The sequence below is a fragment of the Daejeonella sp. genome, assembly GCF_030695525.1.
Classification (GTDB): Bacteria; Bacteroidota; Bacteroidia; order Sphingobacteriales; family Sphingobacteriaceae; genus Daejeonella.
The window spans coordinates 1-16,123 of the sequence record NZ_JAUYSS010000051.1 but is presented as its reverse complement, the minus strand read 5'-3'; the positions used below and the strand labels follow the sequence as shown (position 1 = coordinate 16,123).

Below are 16,123 nucleotides of genomic sequence, written 5' to 3'. Positions count from 1 at the left end.
ATTATGAAAAAGGATAAAATCATAATTCAGGTCAGTGTTTCGGCTGACATTGAAAAGGTTTGGGACTATTACACATTGCCCGAGCATATCACAAAATGGAACTTTGCAAGCGATGACTGGCAATGCCCTCATGCTTCAAATGATATGCGGGTAGGTGGCAAATACCTTGCGAGAATGGAAGCCAAAGATGGAAGTTTTGGCTTTGACTTTGAAGCTGTTTATGATCAAATAATTGTTGGGGAAAGATTTAGCTACACCATGCCCGACGGAAGGGAAGTCCAAGTAACTTTTAATGATGCTGATGGTAAAACAGAAGTCAGCATAAGCTTTGATGCTGAAACAGAGAACCCGCTTGAAATGCAAAGAGCTGGCTGGCTGGCCATACTTAATAATTTTAAGAAGTATACTGAGAGAAATTGATATTTGTCTGGTCGTTACTCCTGTCTTTAACAAGCCATAATTCATCAGTATAGTGAAGGGGATGTCATTCTGAGCATTTTAGATTGTCTCGCAAAGACGCAGGGACGCGAAGGGTTTGTATTAAAATAATTATCCTAATAATCTGTATAGATTTTGCGTCTTAGCGTCTATGCGAGAGCTTACACAAGCCTTTCCCTGCGGTCGGTGTTGTCACCGTGCCGCAATCCCCTCGTTAACCGTTTACCTACACGATCCATCCAAACACAATTTTTTATCAATTCCTATTGATAGAGTGTTTTGTGTTGTTATATTTAGACTCAATATCCGGTCATGTCCGGAGCAATACTCCGGATGAAAGAATATTCAGAAAATCAAACTGCATTAAAATCGGGTCAGGCACGTGTAGCAGCCACCGGCTTTTTAAGTCTGTTCTCCCTTATAGGGATAATGTTTTACGGTCTGACCTTCTTTTATGATTTCTGGGTTCAGGAGTTTGGATGGACACGCGCTACCGTTACTTCAGGTAATGCATTTGCTAAAATTCTGGTCGGTTTGTTCGGGTTTGTGGTCGGTTACCTGATTGATCGCTTCGGGCCAAGGAAAATGATGCTTGCCGGTATTCTGATGGCAGGTGGTGCAGTTATTGGTTTGGGATTGATGACTTCCCTCTGGCAGTTTTATGTATTTTATATATTCAGTGCTTTGGGTTATATGTGCGGCGGACCCTTGCCGAATCAGGTCTTAACCTCACGCTGGTTTGATAAAGCCCGCGGTAAGGCGATGGGTTTTGCTTACCTGGGTATCGGAATCGGAGGGATGCTTGCACCTCAGATTGCAAAAGCTTTGAATGTGGAATTCGGTTACCGCCATGCCCTGGTCATATTGGGTGTAACCATGATACTGTTATCATTCCCAATGGCCTGGTTCGTGAAAGATAATCCTCCTCAAAAGACGGATGCAGCTGCTTCAGATAAGCCAGAGGCACCGCAGAGAGATATTAAAGCTATTTTAAAAACAAGAGCCTTTTATTTATTGCTGATTGGAAGTATGTGCTCCATAGGAGCGGTAAGTGCAACCAGTCAGAATTTGAAATTATTCTTCAGCCTGGATCTTAAATATTCACAAACTCAGGCGGCAAATGTGCTTTCCTTAATTCTTGCTGCCAGTATTTTCGGCCGCTTATTTATGGGATGGCTTGCCGATAAAATTGAGAAAAAGTATGTCATGCTCATTATTTATTGCCTGGTTGCCTGTTCAATTCCATTACTTTATTTTGCAACAACTCCGGGGGTAATCTATGTCTTTGCCATTATTTTTGGAATAGGTTTAGGAGGCGATTATATGATTATCCCATTAATGGCCGCCGAGCTGTTTGGCGTCAAAGTTATGGGGAGGGTTATGGGCATTGTCTTAACCGGCGACGGCCTTGCCGAAGCAATTATGCCATGGATGGTAGGATGGATCAGGGATGTCAGCGGAAGCTATGCCAATGGCTTCTCTGTATTGATCGTTTTAGCTGTTGTCGGAATCATCACCGTCATCCTCACACCGAAGCGGATGCCCGTCAACTAAATTAACTTGATGCTTTTGTGCTAGTAATGAGTTTTCTGATTTAATTATTGCGCGTGCGCTAGCCGAATTTAACTGTATGTTGTACAAGTAAATTTGTAAGCCTCAGTTAACCAATTTTTTAACCCCAGCCTGTTCCGCCAGTCTTCTCACTTCCCTGATAATCACATCTTCAATATCCGAAGCCCATGGTGTAGTAAAAATTGGCGAACGAGTTCCTTCATATCCACCTTCTTTCCAAACGGTACTGGTTGGAATGTAGGCCATTACATCATTGCTGTACCCGAAAACAAAAATATTCTGTCCGAAAACCTTCTTCAGTTCATTGGCATATCCTACCAGAACTTCACCACCCATTGTGATTACAGGCTGTTCTCCAAGCTTCCAAACCTGCAAAGGATAGGGGTAGGAGCTCATCAGTTTTTCCCCTTTTTCAAGCTTGGAAAGAAGTACTTTTGCACTTGCTTTGAGGTAATCGGGAGTTTTGGAGGTATCACTCATCAACCCTTTGAGTTCCTCTTTTGTCGGACTCGCCTTCTCAAACCTGAGGTCTATTTCTGAATAGGAGAGAGTCAGTGCAGCTGAAAGGGGCTTCATTTCTTCTTTTAAAACCCGGTCGACAGAGGCTGCCAGTGTCTCACCATATTGAACAGCCAGTGCCACTGTCCGGCGCGGCAAGGGATTCAGATCTGCCCCCGCTCCCTGAAAGAACAATGCTGTTGCTCCCGGATACCTTTTTTCAAGTTCTATCTGCGCAAAGCCTGCATAATCCCCCGACCATTCATAGGTTCCGAGAACTGTATTATGGCAGGCATAACCAAAGGCAATGGCCATGATCTTCCCTTTTGCATCAACTACCTTAATAACAGGTACCGCAAAATCATTCGGTCCTTTTAATTCGGTTTGAAACGCAAGGCTGTTTTCATTGTTATTTCTTCTGTTTACCTGGAATCGGCTGAGCCCATTTTCGGAATAAAGTGTTGCAGGCTGCAGGTTTTTCAAAGCATCGCCGACTAAATTAACCAGTTGATCTTCGAGTTTTTTTGCATACCGGTCAATCTTGTCCAATTCCTTTTTCTCCAGTGTGAAAATATGCGGAGCAGATTGAGTCTCCGGTCCGGTATGGGTATGCGAAGCATTAATCAGGATCTGGGACCTTGTTAATCCGAATTGTTTTTCAATCCGGTCTCTCACAGGTTCAGAGATCACTTTACGGATAGCAACCAGATCGAGGGAGATCATAACCGCGCGTTTCCCGTCTGCATCCTCCAGAATCAGTGCTTTTGCCCACAAATCTGTCAATTTTCCTTCCGAAGGCTTATCCCGGAAAGCATATCCTGCCATCCACATGTGTTCTTCGGGTGTGATTTTCACTCTGGCTACTCCCGCTTTCCATGCAGTATTGATTCGAATTGAATTTTCTACTGCATTTGAAGCAGAACTAAGCAAAATAATTGAAAGAATAATGGAGTATGAGAACAGGTTTTTCATTTTTGAGTGTTGTTATTGCCGTTTAAATATAAGATTTTCAAACTCAAATTATGATTTATTGCAATTCTGTACGGTATGTAAAACTTGTAGTTTGCTTCGCTTAAACTAAGGAGATAAAAGCTAAGCCCAGAACAGGGAAGTGCCGGGCTAACTCTAAAGATGGATTATTGCCATTTTTTGAAACAGGCCTCTATTAAAGGTAGTAATGATGGCATAGTGTTTGTATTTAATAAGTATCGGGCGTTATTAAAAGTGTTGGACAAATGCAAAGTTTAAGCAGCAGCGATTAACCAATTATCCTTTTTGAATCAGAACTCCTTTAAAAAACAAAAATCAAATAAGATGAAAAAGTATTATGAATTAACAGGAATGAGCTGTGATGAATGTGTGAACAGCGTTAAGCAAGCATTGATGGAGCTGCCGGATGTTACCGATGCGGAAGTTAAACTGAATCCTCAGGGGGTATTACTTACCATGAGCGAATCCATTGATACAAGTGTATTGCAAGGCCAGGTCGATAAGGCAGGTCAGTATACAATTTTAAACTCTATTGGAGATGGAAACGGTGTTGATGAAGATACTCCCATAATAGAGCGTAAAACTAGTTTCAGTAACACTCATCCCGAAAGGAATGACAGACCTTTTGGTATAGACCATGAGCCAGGTGTTCAATAGATTATCACCTTGACTTTATTTCTATAGGTACCCGGACTGTCCGTAGAGTTTCCAGCGATTACCAAAATTGATTTTTAAGTACAACAGTAAACCGCTATTGTACAGTGTAAGACACCGCACTCGTACGATCGTTCAATAGGCTCCAGCTTTAGCTGGAGCTAATAAGTTTGCTCGTTTTCGGGCTTCAGCCCAACATTAGCAAGCTATTAGGAAAATTACATGGGGCTTTAGCCCGATTTTGGAACTTCTCAAAGTCCGGAAAGTTTCCTGCGGTTATCAAATTTGATTTTTTGTACACCACTAAATCGCTGTTGTACAGTTTTCCAGCAGCGTCTCTACGGATTGTCCAATGGTGAGGAGTCCTTACTGTCCGTAGAGTTAAGCGCAGCGTCTCTACGGATTGTCCAATGGTGAGGAGTCTCCTGACTCCTCCAGCACAGTCAGTTGTTAAAATGGAGTATTTACATATCAAATATTTAGGAGTCTCCCAACTCCTTCTCCTACATAAAAATAATATCAATTAAACCTTTCCCATTTCCATAATAATCAACTCCAGAGGAATAAAGATAGTCCTGTTCAAATCTTACAATCCCGGCTCTTACCGGATTTTCATGTAAATAAATCATCCTTGATTTTACTATTTCTTCTGTTGAGCATTCAACAGGATGATTGTCCTGTTGCCAAAATTGGTAAGTTTTGTTTCGCTTATTATACTCACCAGCCTTTTTAAAGATCCACAGCATCCAGTTTTTTCTACTTTCCTGTGGATTATCCCTTATCGCATTAACAATTGCTGTTGAACTGAACTTCTTAAAATCCCTGATTACATCAGAAAGTTTGGTGATGCCATTGGTGGATATGATCAGGTGGATATGATTACTCATAATACACCATGCATGAATATTCAAGCCTTTATTGTCCTGGCAAAATTTTAAGCTATCTATTAAAATGTCTGCATACATCTTTCTGCTAAATACATCTACCCATTCTACTACAGTACAGGTAATGAAATGAACAGCATATTGATCCCTGATCTGAAAACCTCTATCTGACATGGTTAAAATTTTAGCTATGTGCTGAGATTGCAATAATGTTTGAACACAAGATTGAATATACCGGTCAGTAGCAATTATTTGAATTATAATTATTGAACGGTCTTTGTAGAGGGTGAGTGGTATTTTTGAGAAGCGAGTCTGTCCCGTATGTACGGGATTTCATTTAATAATCCGTAGAGCGCTGCGCTAAACAACGGACAGTAAATTTTATTTGAGAAACGAGTCTAAAGACTCTTATTTATTTAATAATCCGTAGAGCGCTGCGCTAAACTACGGACTGTGAGAAACGAGTCTAAAGACTCTTATTAATTTAATAATCCGTAGAGCGCTGCGCTAACTCTACGGACAGTGCGCTAAACTACGGACAGTGATCCCGCACCTGCGGGATTATGCTTTTACTTTTCGAAGTTCCTCATACAATTCGATGATTTTCTTCTGCATTTCAATCAGTTCAATCTCACGTTCATGAAGTTTTAAGGTTAAGCCTTCTAAATCTGAGTTGTACTTTTCCTGCTCTTCTGAATCATTGAAGGTTAATAATTGAACCAAACTCATATCAAATATCGCTGCTATTTCTTCGAGTCTGGATACATTTACATCGGTGATACCGGTTTCTATTTTGGAGAAAGCCGGAATCGAAATTTTTAAACGCTTAGCCACATCTTCCTGGCTCCAGCTCCGCTGATGTCGCAGCAAGCGTATTTTTTTACTTAGTTCTTTCATTTTATTGTTTTTATAGGTAGGTGGTAGGTGTATTCTATTCAATAGCTGTTTTTGAAATAAATCCTCTCAATGAAAAGGGCTTATTTCACATAAGTTAAATATATTTATCAAAATCAGTGCCGCAATTAGATTCTATCCGAGTGATCGTTTAATGCCTGTTTTATTCTAATACAACAGGTTAAACGTGTATTTCCTGAATATGTTCCATCCAATGAAAAATATTTTCTATTTTATATTAATTTAATTTCAAAAAAAATGATTTATTTTCTAAAGAGTTTAAACAGAAAATTGTTAATGGGGAACTTTGACTTAGTATACGATAAAAAAAATGGAATATCCTATATTGAACAGAAAAACACAGGCAGCAATTAATATAAAGATAAATATATTTTCGTTATTCCTAAAAAACTATACTAATTTCTTTACCGGACTGAAGGTGTATTTCGCGGAAACCCAGTTATTCAATTCTTTATGCTGCAGGTAATTAAAGCCAAGGCTTCTGCATTTTTCATTCAAAATAGGCAGATCAGGTTCCTCATAGAATCCGCTCAGGAAGAGTAAGGTTCCGGGTATGGAGACCCGGGCATAGGTTTCCAGTTGATCAAGCAAAATATTACGGTTAATATTGGCCAGAATAATGTCGAATTTCTCCTCAGGTATGACCTCTTTAGAACCTTTAAGCGCTTTAAGATTAGAGATTGCATTCAGTTCTGAATTTTCAATCGTGCTATCATAACAAATCTCATCATAATCAATAGCCAGAACCTCCTTTGCTCCTAACTTAGAAGCCAGGATTGCGAGAATACCCGTGCCGCAGCCCATATCAAGAACTTTTTTTCCCTGAAATTCCTCTTCCAGCATAAATTCCATCATCAATGCCGTAGTTTGATGATGCCCGGTACCAAAGGCCATTTTGGGATCGATGACGATTTCATGTTCAAATTCAGGATGTGCTTTATGAAATGTTGCTCTGACATAACATCTGCCGGCGACCTGTATTGGTTCAAAATTACTTTCCCATACTTCATTCCAGTTTTGATGTGGTATTTTGTTCAGTATATAAGTAAAAAGGAACATATCAGCAAAATCACCGGATATACTTTCCAGTTTAGCATGATCGAGTTCCGGCTCAGGGATATAAGCCTTAAAACCATTTTCTGCATCCTCGAAGGTATCGAAGCCTATTTCCGACAAAGCATTGATCAGCAAATCCTTATGGAATTCCTCTGCAGAATGCAGTTTAAATATCAGTTCACAATAGGTCATTTCTGATCCAGGGCTTTGATGATGTCCACAAAATCACGGGCTTTTAATGAGGCGCCACCAATCAGTCCGCCGTCTATATCCGGCTGTGCAAACAATTCGGAAGCGTTTTTAGGGTTGCAACTGCCCCCGTAAAGTATAGTCAGATCGTTTGCGAGGCTTTGATTGTATTTTTCAGCTACCAATGTCCGGATATAGGAATGAATTTCCTGAGCCTGCTCCGGACTGGCAGTTAAGCCGGTTCCGATTGCCCAAACCGGTTCATAGGCAATAACGAGTTTACTGAAATCGGCTTCCGCAAGATGAAAAGCAGCTTCAGACAATTGCGATTTGATTACTTCGAAATAAGAACCATCATTCCGCTGTTCCAAAGTCTCCCCGATGCAAAAAATCGGAGCTATTCCGTTTTTCAATACCACATCCAGCTTCTTTGCCAGGTCTGGATTTAATTCTGAGAAATAAAGCCTGCGTTCAGAATGACCGATGATAACATAAGCAGCACCAGCCGAAGCAAGCATAGAGGCAGAAACTTCACCGGTAAATGCCCCGCTGTCTGACTGATGGCAATTCTGGGCTCCAAGCTGAAGTTTATCACCGGATTCTAAAGATTGAGCCAGGCTGCTGATGTGAATAAAGGGAGGACAAACAATCACGCCCTGATCCCCATTAACTTCCTCTTTGAGCAGTTCACTAATTTCCGAGAAAAGTGCGATGCCTTCTTTGAGACCCATATTCATTTTCCAGTTACCGGCTACTATACTTTTTCTCATGTTATATATTTGGAATTAAAATCTTCTGTATTGTTCTGTCATCTCAAAAACCCGGCTTAAAATATTCCTGTCGGTATCATTGAACTTGGCATTTCTACGTTCATAGACTCGTTCTGCCGTTTCAAACATCTTTTTTAAACTATATACTTCGTATCCGGAATTTCCTCCCCAGGAAAAGTCGGGTACGAAATTTCTGGGAAAGCCTGAGCCGAAAATATTGGCACCTACACCAACCACTGTACCTGTATTAAACATCGTATTGATCGCACATTTGGCATGGTCCGCCATAATTAAACCGCAGAATTGCAAGCCTGTTCTCCGAAAACCATCCGATGGATAATCCCATAACCGTACTTCAGCATAATTGTTCTTCATATTCGAATTATTGCTGTCGGCGCCAATATTGCACCACTCTCCGATCACAGAATTGCCCAGATAACCTTCATGGCCTTTTGAGGAATTAGCAAAGATTACTGAATTATTAATTTCACCCCCTATTTTCGAATGTGGGCCTACAGAGGTCATTCCATAGATTTTAGCACCCATTTTAATGACAGAATCATCACCCAGGGAAAATGAACCCCTGATATGGCAACCTTCCATTACCAGGGCTCTTTTACCGAGATAGATTGGTCCGGTGCGGGTATTGAATGTAGAGCATTCTGCTTCAACACCGTCCTCAATGAAAATATCATCGCCCAGAACAGTATTGGTATTACTCAATGATGCCGATTGACGGCCTTTGGTAATCAGATTAAAATCCTTTCTGATCTCAGTATCATTGAAGCTGAAAATATGATCAGGAAAAGCTATTCGCACAAAAGCTTTGCTGTACTCAAACAGTTTGAATTTTTCGGTATGGAGCGGACTAAATTCCCGGGCATCGCTTTCAGCCAGGCGCACTGCGATTAATAATTTACCGGCAATGAGTGCATCCCCCTCATTGAGTGTATCCAAAACCCGGATCAGTTCCTCATCGGGACAGATCGATGAATTGATAAAAAGGTTCTGTGGGAAGTACCGAAGCGGGTATTTCTCCTGAAGGTAGGCTTCAGTTAAGTAAGCAGCATCTGTTTTTAGATGCTTCCTCCATTTATCGGCGATAGTTAAAATTCCGACCCTAAGTTCAGAAACCGGTCTGGTATAGACCAGGGGCAGTAAATTACTTCGAAACTGATCGTCAAAAAGAATTACACTCATCGAACAAAAATAAAAAAAGTCCCGACCTTATCAGGCGGGACCTTAAATTTTATCGAAATAAATAATTATTTTTTCTCGTAACGTGAACGGAACTTATCGATACGGCCTGCGGTATCAACCAATTTCATTTTACCGGTGTAAAAAGGGTGTGAGGTGTGTGATATCTCTAATTTTATCAAGGGATATTCGTTACCATCTTCCCATTTAATGCTTTCTTTGGTATCAATGCATGATTTAGTTAAGAAAGAATATTCATTAGACATGTCTTTAAACACAACTAATCTATAATTTTTGGGATGCAATTCAGCTTTCATCTTCAATACTTTTTAAGAGGTGCAAATATAGAATAAAATACACTTATTAAAAAGTAAATTTAAATTTTTATTGAGAATTAAAGCTGAACACATTATGGATTTGAAATCCGGTCTGCCCTGGTGGCTTATAAAAGATGGATTAATGTCGAATTTCAATATTCTTCAAAAAAACATCGAAACTGAAATTGTGATTATAGGTTCGGGAATAACCGGAGCGCTGGCAGCTCATTTTCTTTGTGAAGCGGGTGCAAAATGTATTGTGGTCGATAAACGAATGAGCAGTACAGGCAGCACAGCAGCAAGCACTGCCCAGTTGCAGTATGAAATCGACGTATTTTTGCATGAGCTGTCTGATAAGATTGGGATAGAAAATGCGGTGAAAAGTTATTCATTATGCCTGAAATCGATCAGTACCCTCAAGCAAATTATTTCGAAACTCAAACTGGACTGTTCATTTGAATTGAAGCCCAGTTTGCATCTTGCATCCAATAAGCAAGGCACAAAAAAGTTAAAACTCGAGTATGAATTCCGTAAGAAATACAAGCTCCCGATCGAATTTCTGGATAAAAAAGCACTGAAAAAACAATTTGGACTAGACCGTGATTCGGCAATTTATACCGATACCTCTGCACAGGTTGATGCCTATATGCTTTGCCGGCTTCTGTTGGATCATCATAAAAAGAATTCAGGTCTGGAGGTTTACAGCTATACTGAGATCGTAAAATTAGAACATAAAAAAGATGGCATACGCCTTCTGACAGACCGTGGCCTTGAGATAAAAGCAAAGAAAATGGTTTGTTCTCCGGGTTATGAGTCTGAATTTTTCCTGAAGGAAAAGATCATGAAACTTAATTCAACCTATGTATTTATAAGCAAGCCAGTCCTGACTAAACTCTGGCCTGAAACCTGTATGATCTGGGAAACAGCAAGGCCATACCTCTATATCCGGACCAGCACCGACAATCGGGTAATCGTTGGAGGAGAAGATGAAGCATTCCTGGATCCGGAAAGCCGCGACAGAAAAATGGGACAAAAAAACAAAACTATTTTAAGGAAATTCAAAAAGCTGTTCCCGGAGATTGATCTGGAAATTGACTTCCACTGGTGCGGTGTGTTTGGTGAAACTAAGGATGGCCTACCCTTCATCGGGATCCATCCTGAACATCCCAACACCTATTTTGCTTTAGGATATGGCGGAAACGGAATAACTTTCAGTGTAATTGCGGCTGAGATCATCCGGGATCTTTATACCGGCAAACCATCTGGAGATGAAAAAATATTTGCCTTTAATCGTTAGATTACGGGGCAAGGTTCGGAGTTTACCCCGATGCATATCGGGGATCCGGTAGTGGGGAGGTGGAATGTGGTGGATCCGTTGGCGGAACAAGGAAGGAGATGGACTCCGTATGCTTACCCCCACTTGGTTTAAGAGTTCAGCGAAGCAATCTTAAATCATAGCATTAAGTCGAGGACTCTACCGATAACAAAGAGACAGTAACACACGGTTTAAGATTTTGCATTTCTGAGTAATATCCGAACTATATCTTATATTTAAAATTACTATTTTTGTATATGCCCATAGCACTTGAAAAACAGGACATTTTAGATGAATTGTCAAACCAACGGCATCAACTTGCCAATTTTGGTGTTGAACAGATCGGATTGTTTGGCTCTTTTGTGCGCGACGAAGCAAATCAGGAAAGTGATATTGATCTGCTCGTTGAAATGAGTAAGAATCGCAAGACCTTCCGCAACTTTCTGGCTTTGAACTATTATTTGGAAGAAATATTTGGCCGGAAAGTAGAGTTGGTTACCAAACAATCTTTAAGTCCTTATATCGGTCCTCATATCCTAAGAACGGTCGAGTATGCATCTCTCGCAGGTTGATTTCTTACGACATATTTTAGCTGAATGCGAGTATCTGTCCAAAGAATCGGCGTCGAATAATTTCGACGATTTTGTAAAGGATGAACGCTTAACAAAGGCTATTTGCAGAAGCCTGGAAATTATTGGCGAAGCAAGCAGCAAGGTCCATCCAGACTTAAAAGCAAAGTATTCTCACATCCCATGGCGTGAGCTGAGTGATATCAGAAATAGAATCATTCATCATTATTTTGGCATTGACTATGACATTGTTTGGGACTCTGTTACTACCGATATACCAATGTTAAAAGAATGGATTGAGCTATTAATAGAGCTGGAAAAGTAGTTAACTTTTTACAGTAAGATTACGGGGCAAGGTTCTATGATCCGGTGGTGGGGAGGTGGAATGTGGTGGATCCTTTAAGTGAGAAGATGACAAGGTTCTCTCCATATGCCTATGTGTTCAATAATCCATTAAGGTTTATTGATCCAGATGGTATGGAAGGAAAGGATTGGGTAGATCGTGGAGGGAAGATAATTTGGGATGAAAAAGTCACGAGCAAAACAGATAAAGATTTGCAGAAAGGTGACGTTTATTTGGGCAAAAACGTTCTTGTTGGGACTCATAATAGAGATGCAAATTTGAATGAACCAATAAACAGTGCCAAATTTGAACTATATTTAGAAAGCAATAAGACAGGACCATCAGCAACAATTATGGGAAACACCGTGCCGGGAGATGTAGATAAGTTTCCCTGTGGTTGGTGTTATCACCGACCAATGATTTTATCGTGCTTGGTACGGTGAGAACACCGACCAGAGGGGAACGTAATTTCTTGCCGGAAATACTCCGGAGGAAAGGGCTGAACTGGCCTATAACATACAGGTATTGCTTTCCAAAATACAATAATCCTAAGCCCAGAGTTCCCAGTGGTTGATGTTATCACCAACCACTTGATTCATGCCTGGTACGGTGAGCACACCGACCAGATGGGAATGGGATGCTATGTTAAGACAGATTTTTAAACAATAAGGAAACAAGGTTATGAATATCTATAAATGGTTGCTTGCATTTTCAATTCTTATGCTTGTATTTGGGGCTTGTACAAACCCAGTTCAGGAAAAATCACATATAGAGATTAAAAATGATTCTACTACTCGTGACAGCAGTACTGAGGCAAACACTGTTGATGAAGGAAGCATTGAACCCTATAGGGAGGTTGATAGTTTGATCACTGTCGTTAACGAAAATTATACACTCAAAACCGTATTCAAACTTGACAGTATTTGTGTTCGAAGTGATGGTGACCTATCAGAAAAGTATTATGAGGTTAGTAAACAGTTGTTTGAAAAACACTTGTCTGATTTTTCTAAATACTTAACGGAGTATCCAGGATCTTGTTTAAAGGTAAAACTAATCGAAAGCTTGAGTGCAGATCTATCCGTTTATGAAGATAATGAGCGTGTTGCACAGATGAAAAAACAAGAAGGCGAAATGTTGTCAAAAGCAAAAAAAATAAACTTATCAAGCAATCAAATTCAAGTTATAGAGGAAATCTTTAGAAATTTGAACCCGGGAATGTTTGATTAGAGCTCGTGGTGTTACAGATTTGTTGGTATTTAACTAAAGGCTCAATCAAGGGTCTTTAGTTTTACTTTTTATAAACCATCCTAGTTCTAGCATGCTGAATCAAACCCTCAATAGAATACAGAATATGTTCTTTATCTTCCCCGCTGGTGCACGCGTGCCGCGTGTCCTTATTAATTTAAACATGGAATGCGCGCAGCAGCACCGGGCTTTCCGTCCCCATGAAACACAGCCCCAGGTAAAATAAACCTTGCCGGAGGAAGTATCTTCCGGCTATTCGCAATTTGAAATAGATCGAATTTCTTGCCGGAAATACTCCGGAGGAAAGGGCTGAACGAAGATATAATACGCAGGCCTTGCTTTTCAAAATCATTTAATCTTGCTTCAAAGCCTTATGCTGATAAGTATATGCCCAATTTCTTAACATGCTTATATCGAACTCAAGTTCCCTGTGGTTGGTGTTATCACCGACCAATGATTTTATCGTGCTTGGTACGGTGAGAACACCGACCAGAGGGGAATATAAAAACAGCTTATTTAATCTCCTGGCAAAGTTCGATCAGCACCCCATGGACAGATTTTGGATGAATAAAACAGACGAGCTTATTATCTGCGCCTTTTTTGGGAACATCATTCAATAATTTGAATCCTGCCTCTTTAAGCCGGGCCATCTCCTCAACAATATTTTCAACCGCAAAAGCGATATGATGAATCCCTTCCCCCCGTTTCTCTATAAAGCCTGCAATGGCGCTTTCCTTCGAACTGGCTTCGAGCAATTCAATCTTACTTTCACCGATTCTAAAAAACTCTGTAATTACATGCTCGGATGCAACTTCTTCGGTTTTATAGCTCTTACAGCCCAGTAAAGTCTCATAAAGGGGGCCTGCTTCCTTCAATGATCTGACTGCAATTCCGATATGTTCAATTTTGTCCATGAATCTGTTTTATGGCATAAAAATGACCATTTTATCTATACTGACATAGACAAATTGATAATTAAGCAGAAAATATTTTCATATCTTTGTATTGTATTTAAAAGAATAAAAATGAATTTGCCGATATACTTAGATAATAATGCAACAACTCCATTGGATCCCAGGGTTCTTGAAGTGATGTTACCCTACTTCAATGCTAAATTTGGCAATGCCGCAAGCAGGAATCATGCTTTTGGCTGGGCTGCTGAAGAGGGAGTTGACTATGCACGCGAGCAGGTTGCAAAGCTAATAGGAGCAAACGAAAAAGAGATTATTTTCACTTCAGGTGCAACAGAATCAGATAACCTTGCAATCAAAGGTGTTTTTGAAATGTATAAGGAAAAGGGTAATCATATCATTACCTGTGTTACAGAACATAAGGCTGTTCTGGACGCTTGCAAGCATGTTGAAAAAATGGGAGGTCTGGTTACCTATCTTCCTGTGAAATCAGATGGCTTGATCGATCTGGCAGCGCTTGAAGCAGCCATGACAGAAAAAACAATTTTAGTTGCAATAATGTACGGCAATAACGAAATCGGAGTCATTCAGCCCGTTAAGGAAATTGCTGCTATTGCCCATAAACATGGTGCACTCTTCATGACCGATGCAACACAGACAGTTGGTAAAATTCCGGTGGATGTAAATGCTGATGGAATTGACCTGATGGCCTTTTCTGCGCACAAAATGTATGGACCAAAGGGTGTCGGCGCATTATACGTTCGTCGTAAAAACCCAAGGGTTAAAGTAACCGCACAAATGGATGGCGGAGGCCATGAAAGAGGAATGCGTTCAGGAACCTTAAACGTTCCCGGAATTGTTGGACTGGGAAAAGCCTGCGAACTATGCCGTCTGGAAATGGATGAGGAAGCAAAACGCTTGTCAAAACTCCGCGATAAATTACAGGCTTCACTTACTGAACTTGAAGAAAGTTATGTGAATGGAAATGTAGAACACCGTTTACCACATGTTGCCAATATATCCTTCAAATATGTAGAGGGTGAAGGCCTGATGATGGCGATGAAAGATCTGGCTGTTTCTTCAGGATCTGCCTGTACTTCAGCTTCCCTGGAACCTTCTTACGTATTAAAAAGCCTGGGCTTATCAGATGATCTGGCTCATTCTTCTATACGATTTGGCCTGGGTCGTTTTACAACTGAAGAAGAAGTAGATTTTGCAATTGAACAAACAAAAAAAGCAGTTAATCACCTTCGCGACCTTTCACCTCTTTGGGAAATGTTTAAAGAAGGAATTGATTTGGATAAGATTGAGTGGGCAGAACACTAAACTGATTATATAATTTGAAGATTTGAAAATGGGCTTCAAACTGCATAAATAATACAAATCAATCATCTTCAAATTGACAAATTATCAAATTTTCAAATTAAAATATTATGGCATACTCAGAAAAAGTAATTGATCACTACACCCACCCGCGTAACGTTGGTACGCTTGATAAAAGCAGCACCAAAGTTGGAACCGGTTTGGTTGGTGCACCTGAATGCGGCGACGTGATGCGTCTGCAGATCGAGGTTGACGAAAATCATATGATCACCGATGCGAAATTCAAAACCTTTGGTTGCGGATCGGCCATTGCATCTTCTTCCCTTGCAACTGAATGGTTAAAAGGAAAGTCAATTGATGATGCGATGAAGATCGACAACATGGATATTGTTGAAGAACTTGCTCTTCCACCGGTTAAAATCCATTGTTCTGTATTGGCAGAAGATGCCATCAAAGCAGCAATCAATGATTACCGTGTTAAAAACGGATTGGAAGTGTTAGAATCAGCTAAATCACATCACTAATAAATTACTTAGCCCTGAGGGCTAAGAGTGGATGTTAAGCAGAATATAATGGTAACAGTTACAGATAAAGCGAAAAGTAAGGTTGAAGAACTCATGAAAGAGAACGGACTCGATGCGGGTTATTTTCTTCGTGTTTCTGTTCAGGGGGGTGGATGTTCAGGCTTATCTTACAAAATGGACTTCGATAATGAAGAAAAACCGGGCGATCAGTTTTTTGAGGATCAGGGTATCCGTTTAGCTCTGGATATGAAGTCCTTTTTATATCTGGCAGGTACTGAACTTGATTTCTCAGACGGATTAAACGGCAAAGGATTTAATTTTCATAATCCAAACGCCTCCAGGACCTGCGGTTGCGGGGAAAGTTTTTCGGTATAATTCGATCTTATAAGGAACTCTTAAAATATAACATATTG

At 40.3% G+C, this 16,123-nt stretch carries 18 protein-coding genes and 1 pseudogene; 11 read left to right on the top strand and 8 right to left on the bottom strand.

The window, feature by feature from the left end:
- The first annotated feature begins 3 nt into the window (after positions 1-3).
- Together Q8S11_RS12120 and Q8S11_RS12115 are read left to right on the top strand one after the other, a co-directional pair.
- Positions 4-420, top strand: a complete 417-nt coding sequence (locus Q8S11_RS12120; protein ID WP_305662370.1) for an SRPBCC family protein — start codon at positions 4-6, stop codon at positions 418-420.
- A 330-nt stretch (positions 421-750) separates the two neighbouring features.
- A complete protein-coding gene (locus Q8S11_RS12115; RefSeq protein ID WP_305662369.1) occupies positions 751-1,992 on the top strand; it encodes an MFS transporter in 1,242 nt (413 codons plus the stop codon).
- 102 nt (positions 1,993-2,094) lie between these two features.
- Here the strand turns inward: Q8S11_RS12115 and Q8S11_RS12110 are convergent, their stop codons facing one another.
- Positions 2,095-3,480 carry a neutral/alkaline non-lysosomal ceramidase N-terminal domain-containing protein gene (locus tag Q8S11_RS12110; protein ID WP_305662368.1) on the bottom strand — a complete coding sequence of 462 codons (1,386 nt, stop codon included), beginning with the start codon at positions 3,478-3,480 and terminating at the stop codon, positions 2,095-2,097.
- Between the two features lie 342 nt (positions 3,481-3,822).
- On the opposite strand from Q8S11_RS12110, the gene Q8S11_RS12105 reads away from it, so the two are divergent.
- The gene (locus Q8S11_RS12105) at positions 3,823-4,155 is read left to right on the top strand and encodes a heavy-metal-associated domain-containing protein (RefSeq protein WP_305662367.1); all 333 of its coding nucleotides are present in this window, start codon (positions 3,823-3,825) and stop codon (positions 4,153-4,155) included.
- Between the two features lie 500 nt (positions 4,156-4,655).
- Here Q8S11_RS12105 and Q8S11_RS12100 read toward each other — a convergent pair whose 3' ends face one another.
- The 6 genes from Q8S11_RS12100 to Q8S11_RS12075 all read right to left on the bottom strand — a co-directional run bounded on the left by Q8S11_RS12100 (position 4,656) and on the right by Q8S11_RS12075 (position 9,480).
- Positions 4,656-5,210: a transposase gene (locus tag Q8S11_RS12100; RefSeq protein WP_305662366.1), complete on the bottom strand. Its 555-nt coding sequence runs from the start codon at positions 5,208-5,210 to the stop codon at positions 4,656-4,658.
- A gap of 387 nt (positions 5,211-5,597) precedes the next feature.
- Complete coding sequence (locus tag Q8S11_RS12095; RefSeq protein ID WP_305662365.1) at positions 5,598-5,933, bottom strand: helix-turn-helix domain-containing protein; 336 nt, start codon at positions 5,931-5,933, stop codon at positions 5,598-5,600.
- A 408-nt stretch (positions 5,934-6,341) separates the two neighbouring features.
- Positions 6,342-7,199, bottom strand: a complete 858-nt coding sequence (prmA, locus tag Q8S11_RS12090; RefSeq protein ID WP_305662364.1) for a 50S ribosomal protein L11 methyltransferase — start codon at positions 7,197-7,199, stop codon at positions 6,342-6,344.
- Positions 7,196-7,966 carry a triose-phosphate isomerase gene (tpiA, locus tag Q8S11_RS12085; protein WP_305662363.1) on the bottom strand — a complete coding sequence of 257 codons (771 nt, stop codon included), beginning with the start codon at positions 7,964-7,966 and terminating at the stop codon, positions 7,196-7,198. Before tpiA ends, prmA begins: the two co-directional genes overlap by 4 nt.
- Positions 7,967-7,981: 15 nt before the next feature.
- Positions 7,982-9,166, bottom strand: coding sequence for a putative sugar nucleotidyl transferase (locus Q8S11_RS12080; RefSeq protein WP_305662362.1), 1,185 nt, complete (start codon positions 9,164-9,166; stop codon positions 7,982-7,984).
- A gap of 65 nt (positions 9,167-9,231) precedes the next feature.
- Positions 9,232-9,480, bottom strand: coding sequence for a type B 50S ribosomal protein L31 (locus Q8S11_RS12075; RefSeq protein WP_305662361.1), 249 nt, complete (start codon positions 9,478-9,480; stop codon positions 9,232-9,234).
- 94 nt (positions 9,481-9,574) lie between these two features.
- On the opposite strand from Q8S11_RS12075, the gene Q8S11_RS12070 reads away from it, so the two are divergent.
- The 5 genes and pseudogenes from Q8S11_RS12070 (at position 9,575) to Q8S11_RS12050 (ending at position 12,934) form a co-directional block, all read left to right on the top strand.
- A complete protein-coding gene (locus Q8S11_RS12070) occupies positions 9,575-10,777 on the top strand; it encodes an FAD-binding oxidoreductase (protein ID WP_305662360.1) in 1,203 nt (400 codons plus the stop codon).
- Positions 10,778-11,052: 275 nt separating this feature from the next.
- Positions 11,053-11,367: a nucleotidyltransferase family protein gene (locus Q8S11_RS12065; RefSeq protein WP_305662359.1), complete on the top strand. Its 315-nt coding sequence runs from the start codon at positions 11,053-11,055 to the stop codon at positions 11,365-11,367.
- Positions 11,348-11,689: a DUF86 domain-containing protein gene (locus Q8S11_RS12060; protein ID WP_305662358.1), complete on the top strand. Its 342-nt coding sequence runs from the start codon at positions 11,348-11,350 to the stop codon at positions 11,687-11,689. The genes Q8S11_RS12065 and Q8S11_RS12060 overlap by 20 nt, the downstream gene beginning before the upstream one ends.
- A gap of 17 nt (positions 11,690-11,706) precedes the next feature.
- Positions 11,707-11,856: pseudogene (locus Q8S11_RS17880) on the top strand (RHS repeat-associated core domain-containing protein); the annotation flags it as partial.
- Between the two features lie 532 nt (positions 11,857-12,388).
- Complete coding sequence (locus Q8S11_RS12050) at positions 12,389-12,934, top strand: hypothetical protein (protein WP_305662357.1); 546 nt, start codon at positions 12,389-12,391, stop codon at positions 12,932-12,934.
- A gap of 530 nt (positions 12,935-13,464) precedes the next feature.
- On the opposite strand, the gene mce is transcribed toward Q8S11_RS12050, so the two are convergent.
- Positions 13,465-13,866 (bottom strand): methylmalonyl-CoA epimerase, encoded by a 402-nt coding sequence (gene mce, locus Q8S11_RS12045; protein WP_305662356.1) that lies wholly within the window; start codon positions 13,864-13,866, stop codon positions 13,465-13,467.
- A gap of 111 nt (positions 13,867-13,977) precedes the next feature.
- Between mce and Q8S11_RS12040 the strand changes: the two genes are divergently transcribed.
- From Q8S11_RS12040 to Q8S11_RS12030, 3 genes are all read left to right on the top strand, one after another.
- Positions 13,978-15,189 carry an IscS subfamily cysteine desulfurase gene (locus tag Q8S11_RS12040; protein WP_305662355.1) on the top strand — a complete coding sequence of 404 codons (1,212 nt, stop codon included), beginning with the start codon at positions 13,978-13,980 and terminating at the stop codon, positions 15,187-15,189.
- A 107-nt stretch (positions 15,190-15,296) separates the two neighbouring features.
- On the top strand, positions 15,297-15,710 hold the full coding sequence (gene iscU / locus Q8S11_RS12035) for a Fe-S cluster assembly scaffold IscU (protein WP_305662354.1): 414 nt from the start codon (positions 15,297-15,299) through the stop codon (positions 15,708-15,710).
- Between the two features lie 48 nt (positions 15,711-15,758).
- Entirely contained in the window at positions 15,759-16,085 is a 327-nt protein-coding gene (locus Q8S11_RS12030; RefSeq protein WP_305364325.1) for an iron-sulfur cluster assembly accessory protein, read from the top strand.
- The last annotated feature ends 38 nt before the right edge of the window (positions 16,086-16,123 follow it).